Below are 6,332 nucleotides of genomic sequence, written 5' to 3' on the forward strand. Positions count from 1 at the left end.
GCACATCGAGCGCGGTGCGCAAGGCCGCCTGATTGCCCGAGGCTTCGAACAGCGTGTCGAACACGCCCTTGCCGGTGCGCCAGGGATCGAGCGCAGCGGCATTGGCCGCGACGTTGATGGCGTGACTGGCGCCGAGCTTTCTGGCGACAGCGAGCGGCGCTTCGGCGACATCGGTCACCACGATCTCGGCGGCGCCGCCGAAGCGCGAGACCAGAATCATCAGCGCGCCGATCGGGCCGCAGCCGGTGATCAGCACGCGCTTGCCGAGCAGGGGGCCGGCCTGCTTGCCCGCGTGCAGGCACACGGCGAGCGGCTCGGCGACCGCGGCCTCCGCCAGCGACAGCCTGTCTGCGATCGGCACGGCCTGCGTCGCATCGACCGTGATGAACTCGCGGAAACCGCCCTGAACATGGGGAAAGCGCATCGCGCTGCCGAGAAAGCGCATGTCGAGGCACTGGTTGCGCATGCCCTCCTGGCAATGCAGGCACTGGCCGCACGGCCTGCTCGGATTGACCGCGACGCGCGTGCCGGGCTTCACGCCGGTGACGCCGTCACCGACGTCTGCGACCACGCCGGCGATCTCATGGCCCAGCGCCATCGGCTGCTGGATGCGGACGACGCCGAAGCCGCCATGGTGATAGTAGTGCAGATCCGAGCCGCAGATGCCGCCATTGGCGATTCTGACGCGGACCTCGCCCGGCGCGGGAGCCGCATCCGGATAGCTATCGATCCGCAGGTCCTTCGGGGCGTGGATGACGACGGCGCGCATGGGCTCGTTCCTTCAGCTTTCGCAGATCACATCGCGGCGATCATGCCGCCATCGACATAGATGATCTGGCCGTTGACGTAGGTGGAGGCGTCGGATGCCAGGAAGATCGCGGCGCCGACCAGCTCGTCGGGCTTGCCCCAGCGCTTGGAGGGGATGCGGCCCATCAGCCAGTTGTTGAAATCGGTGTTGTTGACGAGCGCCTCGTTCATGTCGGTCAGCATGTAGCCCGGGCCGATCGCATTGGCCTGGATGCCGTGCTGGGCCCATTCCACCGCCATCGAGCGGGTCAGGTTCTTGATGCCGCCCTTGGCCGCCGTGTAGGGCGCGATGGTGGGACGGGCAAGCTCGCTGCCGAGCGAGCCGATATTGATGATCTTGCCGTGCTTGCGCGGTATCATGCGCTTGGCCGCCTCGCGGCCGATCGCGAAGGCGCTGGTGAGATTGGTCTCGATCACCTTGCGCCATTCGTCGGTGGTGAATTCCACCAGCGGCTTGCGGTGCTGGATGCCGGCGTTGTTGACGACGATGTCGACGGCAATGCCCTTTTTGTCGAAATCGTTGAAGGCCGCCACGATCGCGGGCTCGTCGGTGACGTTGAACGCGGCGCCTTCGGCCTGATGCCCGGCGGCGCGAAATTCGGCGACAGCCTGCTCGACTCGCTCGGGATCGACGCCGTTGATGATCAGCTTCGCGCCAGCCTTGGCCATGCCCTCGGCGATGGCGCGGCCGAGGCCGCGGGAGGAGCCGGTCACGAGCGCAGTGCGGCCGGAAAGATCGAAGAGGGCGGTGCTCATCTCAGAAAATCCTCAAGCTTTGGAGCGGCGCACGGTGAGATCGGTGCGCTCGAAGACGGCGGGCAGAAGGTCGACGCCGAGGCCGGGGCCTTCCATCGGGAAGACATAGCCGTCCTTGATCACGGGCATCGTGGTGACGAGCTCATTGTACCAGCCTTTGTAGAAGGCGCGCACGGATTCCTGGATCAAGGTGTTGGGCTGGCTGAACGACATGTGGATGGCGGCGATGAAGCCGATCGGGCCGATGCAATCGTGCGGGGCGAAGGGACGGTGATAAGTCTCGGCCATGGCCGCGATCTTGCGACCCTCGGTGAGGCCGCCGGTCCAGCACAGATCCGCCATCACCACGTGCATGGCATCGCGGTCGAACATGTCCTTGTAGGGGAAGCGCGAGCCCAGCGTTTCGCTGGCGCAGACCCAGACGTCGGTCGAGCGGGCATATTCGGCCAGCGCCTGCGGCGAGTTCATCCGGATCGGGTCCTCGTACCAGGTCGGCTTGTAGGGCTCGAGGGCGCGCGCAATCTGCTTGGCGGTCGGCAGATTCCACAGCGAGTGGAGCTCGACCATGATCTCCATCCTGTCGCCGACGGCCTTGCGGATCTTTTCGAACGGCTCGATTGCCTGCTTCATCTGCGCGGCGGTAATATAGAGGCCCTTGTTCTCCTGCGCCGCCGGATCGAACGGCCAGATCTTCATCGCGGAGATGCCGCTTTCGAGCAGGTTTTCGGCGAGCGCATCGGCGCGATGCATGAAGCCGTCGAGATCTTCGTAAGGTCCCTTGGAGGCACCGAGATTCCAGTTCGCAACCGGGCTGATATTGGTCGAGCGGACATATTGCGTACCGGCGCAGGTGTTGTAGATGCGCTGCTTGTCGCGGCAGAGGCCGCCCAGCATCTGGTGCACCGGCTGGCCGCAGACCTTGCCGAACAGGTCCCACAGCGCGATGTCGATCGCGGAGGCCGCGCGATATTCGACGCCGGTTGAGGACTGCGCCATCGGCAGGTTCAGCATGTCGCGATGGATGGCCTCGATGTGCAGGGGATTGCGGCCGAGCAGGCGGCCGGCATAGGTGTCGTGGATCTGCGCTTCGACCGCGCCCGCGCCATAGAAGGTTTCGCCGAGACCGATCATGCCGGTGTCGGTGTGAACGCGCACCCAGATTACGTTTGAAAACTCTTCGGTGCGGAGCGTCTCGATCGACGTGATCTTCACGGCAATTGTCCTCCCATCGCAAGCGCCTCGCGCCCGTCGTCTCATTTTGCACTGCAGCATGCCGCGGGTGCGCGGGATTCTTACGCCTGCTTGTAATATATCACAACATGTTTTAAGACTGCGACAAATTGGGCGCCGCCGAGCAACGAGCGCAGGCTGACGGGAGAGAACGACATGGCAAAGCGCAAGCGCGCGCTCGAGGTGGTGAGAAACGAGGTCGACGGCGAGGGCAAGCCCTCGCGACGCAACCGGCTCAACTTCTTCGAGCTGGCCTATCAGAAGATCGAAGAGCTCCTTGTTCATTGCGAGCTCAAGCCCGGACAATTCATGACGATGCTGGAATTGCAGCAGATCACAGGCTTCGGGCGCACGCCGGTGCACCATGCCGTCAATCGTCTGTCCGCCGACACGCTCATCATCATCCGTCCGCGCCACGGCCTGCACATCGCGCCGATCGATCTGGCGCGCGAGCGCATGCTGCTGGACCTGCGCCGCGACATGGAGCGCTTCGTGATCCGTCTCGCGGCCGATCGTGCCAGCCTCTCGCACCGCAATCAGGCGCTGCACATCGAGCGCCTGTTGCGCGAGCGTCGCGCCAGCCTGACCCTCGACCAATTCAACAGTATCGACCGCCGTATCGACGCGCTGGTGCTGGAGGCGGCGGGCGAGCCGTTCCTGGTGCACACGCTGCGGCCGCTCCACACGCTGTACCGGCGCATCGGCTACATCCATCATCGCTTCATGCCGGGGCAGGCCGATCTGTCCGGCACGATCGATCGCCGCCTCGCGATCCTCGCAGCGGTCGCAAGCCGCCGCGTCGATGACGCCGTGAAGGCGAGCGATGCCCTGATCGACTACATGGGCGAGATGTTCACGGGAATGGAGGCGGGGATCGACCCGCGGCTGCTCGATTGCAGTATCGAGCCGCTGCTCGGCGCGTAGAGAGTTTTGAAGAGAGGACCAAGCATGACAACGATGGCGATGCCACAACCGACCGCGAGCGAAGCCGCGGTCCGCTACCTCATCACGAACTACAGTCCCAAGGGCAACAAGGTCGGCTGGCTGATGATGGCCTCGATCCTGGTCGAAGCCTGGGATCTCTATTCCATCGCGTTCGTGCTGATCTTCATCAAGGAGCAATACAATCCCGATCCGCTGATGCTGGGCCTTGCCGCCGCCGGAACGCAGGGCGGCGCCCTGATCGGCGCGATGCTCGGCGGCTGGCTGTCCGACAAGATCGGCCGCCGCGTCATGTTCCTGGTGACGATGGTGTTGTTCATCGTGCTGGCGCTGGCGCAGGCTTTCGTGCCCAGCGTCGGCTGGCTCGTCGTGATCCGCTTCCTGCTCGGCATTCCGCTCGGCTCTGACATATCGACCGGCTACACCTACATCATGGAGTCCATGGCCAAGGGTGAGCGCGAGGTCATGGGCAATCGCTGGCAGTTCATGTTCGCGGTCGGCGAGGTCCTGACCATCGGCGTCATCGTGATCTTCCTGCTGATCGACATGAACCACGAGATGCTGTGGCGCGTCACGCTCGGCCTCGGTGCGGTGCCGGCGCTGATCATCCTGATCATGCGCCACGATGTGCCGGAGACGGCGGTGTGGCTGGTGCAGAAGGGACGCTATCGCGAAGCCAAGCAGGTCGCGCGCGAGATGTTCAACGACAATCTCGACATGTTGCCGAACCATGACGTCGAGGTGCCGAAGGTCTCGACCCGTGCGTTCCTTGCCGACCTCAAGAAGGACCCGATCCGCTGGCGCGCCACGATCTACGGCTGGATCGCCTGCTTCGCGCAGGGCAGCGAGTTCTCGACCTTCGCGTTCTATTTGCCGGTTCTGTTCGTGATGGTCGGCGTGTCCAGCGTGCTCGGCATCAACCTGGTGACGATGGCGCTATTCTGCTTCGCGGCCTTGTCCGGTTGGGTCGGTCCGCTGCTGACGCCGAAGATCGGTCACCGCGGTATCGCGATCGCCGGTTTCGGCATTGTGCTGGCCTCGCTGCTGGTCGCGGCTTTCGCGCTCTACACCGACAACAAGATCCTGCTGCCGTTCGCAGCGGCCGCCATGCTGTGGGGCCATTATTGGGACGCGTCGAACTGCATGACGATCCCGACCATGGTCGCCAAGCCGAAATATCGCGGCACGGCCAGCGGCTTCGCCTACATGTTCGTGAAGCTGCCGTCGTTCCTGGCGATCTTCCTGTTCCCGTCGCTGTTCGCGGCGATCGGGCAGGCGAATGCCACGCTGATGGTCGCGATCTTCCCGCTGATCGGATTGCTCGCCGCGATCTTCATCCTGCCGGAAGTCTACGGCTACGAGAACGACTGAGGATGCGTCACCTGATCGCGGCAGCCAATGCCGCGATCAGGGCTGGCGGTGTCACCAGCATGCCGAGCTTGAGAAACGGCCAGGCGCCCACATTGATCTTCTCGCGGCGGAGCGCGACCAGCCAGAGGATGGTGGCGAGCGAGCCGGTCACCGACAGATTGGGGCCGAGGTCGACGCCGATCAGGATGGCGCTGATGACCTCGGCGGGCAGATGATCGCTGGCGGCGACTGAGCCGGCGACGAGACCGACCGGAAGGTTGTTGGCGATGTTGTCGGCAAGCGCGGTGGCAATGCCGACGCTCCAGGCGGCTTTCGGCACGGACTGCGTCACCGCCTGGTGCAGCAGCGCGCTGAGCTGCGCGATCACGCCGGTCTTCACCAGCGCCTCCACCATGACGAAGAGCCCGCCGACCAGCGGCAGCACGCTCCAGGAGACGCCATGCAGCACTGGCAGAGGCGATTGCCGGCTGATCAGCAGCACGATTGCCGCCGTCACCACGCCGCAGATGAAGGTCGGCAGGCCGAGTTGCTTGTCCAGCGCCGACGCCATGACCAGCACGACGGCGATGGCGACGATGCCGATGGCCGTGAGCTTGCCGCCGCGTCCGAGCTTCGGATGCGGCACGCTGCGGGCAATCGTGTCTTCCTTCAGCGCGCGGTGCTGGGTCAGACGCAGCACGACATAGGTCAGCACGATCGAGGCCACCGAGGGCAGGGCGAACAGGCGCAGCCATTCGCTGAGCGCCGGCATGCGCGCGCCGAACACGACGAGATTGGCGGGATTTGAGATCGGCAGCACGAAGCTCGCGGCATTGGCAATGAAGGCGCAGACGAACAGGTAGGGCAGCGGCTTGGCGCCGGCCGCGCGCGTCGCGGCATAGACCGCCGGCGTCAGCACGATCGCAGTGGCATCATTGGAGAGCAGCACGGTCACGAGCGTGCCGACGAGATAGACCAGCAGGAACAGCCGTTGCGGTGAGCCGCGGGCATATTCCACCGCAAGCGCGGCAAGATAATCGAACAGGCCTTCGAGCCGCGCCAACTCGGCGATCAGCATCATACCGATCAGGAAGAGGTAGACGTCGACGCCTTTTTCGATGCCTGTCAGCGCGTCCTGCCACGGCAGAAAGCCGAGCAGCACGAGAGAACCAGCGCCGAGGACGGCCCAGATCGCTTCGGGCAGGGACCACGGGCGGATGATGACGCCCGAGGTCGCGGCTGCGACA

6 protein-coding genes are annotated in these 6,332 nt (G+C 64.7%); 2 read left to right on the top strand and 4 right to left on the bottom strand.

Annotated features, from left to right (window positions below):
* The 3 genes from SE91_RS11785 to SE91_RS11795 all read right to left on the bottom strand — a co-directional run.
* On the bottom strand, positions 1-769 hold a 769-nt coding region (locus SE91_RS11785; protein WP_061847717.1), incomplete at its 3' end, for an L-idonate 5-dehydrogenase.
* 26 nt (positions 770-795) lie between these two features.
* A complete protein-coding gene (locus SE91_RS11790; RefSeq protein ID WP_061847718.1) occupies positions 796-1,563 on the bottom strand; it encodes a glucose 1-dehydrogenase in 768 nt (255 codons plus the stop codon).
* Between the two features lie 12 nt (positions 1,564-1,575).
* Positions 1,576-2,775 carry a mandelate racemase/muconate lactonizing enzyme family protein gene (locus SE91_RS11795; RefSeq protein ID WP_061847719.1) on the bottom strand — a complete coding sequence of 400 codons (1,200 nt, stop codon included), beginning with the start codon at positions 2,773-2,775 and terminating at the stop codon, positions 1,576-1,578.
* Between the two features lie 174 nt (positions 2,776-2,949).
* Here SE91_RS11795 and SE91_RS11800 point away from each other — a divergent pair, with 174 nt between their 5' ends.
* Positions 2,950-3,717 (top strand): GntR family transcriptional regulator, encoded by a 768-nt coding sequence (locus SE91_RS11800; protein ID WP_061847720.1) that lies wholly within the window; start codon positions 2,950-2,952, stop codon positions 3,715-3,717.
* A gap of 24 nt (positions 3,718-3,741) precedes the next feature.
* Positions 3,742-5,106 carry an MFS transporter gene (locus tag SE91_RS11805; protein WP_061847721.1) on the top strand — a complete coding sequence of 455 codons (1,365 nt, stop codon included), beginning with the start codon at positions 3,742-3,744 and terminating at the stop codon, positions 5,104-5,106.
* A gap of 7 nt (positions 5,107-5,113) precedes the next feature.
* Here the strand turns inward: SE91_RS11805 and SE91_RS11810 are convergent.
* Positions 5,114-6,332, bottom strand: a 1,219-nt coding sequence (locus SE91_RS11810; protein ID WP_061847722.1) for an arsenic transporter, incomplete at its 5' end; no start/stop codon positions are given.

It is taken from the genome of Bradyrhizobium sp. DOA1 (genome assembly GCF_001593325.1).
Lineage (GTDB): Bacteria > Pseudomonadota > Alphaproteobacteria > Rhizobiales > Xanthobacteraceae > Bradyrhizobium.

Excerpts from the sequence above, each read along its gene's own strand:
- SE91_RS11790 (WP_061847718.1), bottom strand. The coding sequence starts at position 1,563 with ATGAGCACCGCCCTCTTCGATCTTTCCGGCCGCACTGCGCTCGTGACC.
- SE91_RS11800 (WP_061847720.1), top strand. The coding sequence starts at position 2,950 with ATGGCAAAGCGCAAGCGCGCGCTCGAGGTGGTGAGAAACGAGGTCGAC.
- SE91_RS11805 (WP_061847721.1), top strand. The coding sequence starts at position 3,742 with ATGACAACGATGGCGATGCCACAACCGACCGCGAGCGAAGCCGCGGTC.